This window comes from Priestia sp. P5_B4 (assembly GCF_056400385.1).
In genome coordinates, this window is record NZ_JBFULJ010001057.1 from 1 (window position 1) to 1178 (window position 1178).

A 1178-nucleotide genomic window follows, 5' to 3' on the forward strand; every position below is an offset into this window, starting at 1 on the left:
GTATAAAGATACCGAGCAGCTTTTAGTTGATAAATTTGACGTTAGCGAAGCTCAGATCATCGTTTTGTTTGAAAAAAAAGACGGAGTTTCTGACTCGAAATTCCAGCAAACGATCGCTCAGTATATGCAAAAAGCAAAGGAAAAATCAGACGCGTCGAAAGTTGACATACCGGCGGCTTCTAACAAGATGATAAAAGGAAGCACAGCGTATGGAATTATCCATTTTAATCACGATGATGGCACGATGGATAAACGAGTGGAAAAGATCAGAACTCTTTCAGCTGAAGAAAAAAAAATGAGTGTAAAATTAACCGGTGGTCCTATTATTGAAAAAGATATGAATACAGCAAGCCAAGCTGATTTAGCAAAAGCGGAAGCCATTGGTATTCCTGTTGCTTTAGTTGTGCTTCTTCTAGCTTTTGGCGGCGTGGTAGCCGCTGCAATCCCTCTTATGATAGGAATTGTAACCGTCGTTACCACCATGGGCGTTGTCTATTTCTTTCATCCGTACACAGAGCTGTCCATCTTTATTTTAAATGTGATTCCAATGATTGGATTAGCTCTTAGTATTGACTTTGCCCTTTTATTTATTAATCGCTTTAAAGAAGAAATTCAAACAAAATCGGTAGAACAAGCAATCAAAATTACCATTCAAACAGCGGGACGCTCGGTCATCTTCTCGGGATTATGCGTATTTATTGGATTAGCGGGAATGCTGTTTATTCAAGTGGATATTTTCCAAAACGTCGCTCTTGGAGGAATGGCTGTTGTTTTTATTGCTGTGTTTTCAGCTCTTACGCTTCTTCCTTCCATACTGGCTATATTAGGTACACGCATTAATCGTTTACGCATCTTAAAAGTCAGCGAACAAGGCGGTCAGTCTAGGTGGCGTTCATTCGCTACATTTGTCATGAAAAGGCCTGTAACTATGACGATTGTTTCTCTTATCATTTTGTTAGTAGCACTTATTCCCGTTCAAGACATGCATCTAGAAATACCGTCTTCAGAAGCGCTCCCAACAAAATACGAGTCTCGTCAAGCTTTTGACACGTATAACGATACGTTTATAAATAAAAACACGGCAGACGTTTATTTTGTGCTAGAAGCTAAGCAAGATATGCTAAATGAAAAGCCTTTAACAAATGCCTTTACTTTTATAAAACAATTAAAAGAAGATT

Annotated in this window: 1 protein-coding gene; it reads left to right on the top strand. The window is 38.5% G+C overall.

What is annotated here, in order from left to right; all coding sequences use genetic code 11:
• A partial coding sequence (locus tag AC1DRF_RS28735) for an MMPL family transporter (protein ID WP_477742404.1) occupies positions 1-1178 on the top strand: 1178 nt, incomplete at both ends.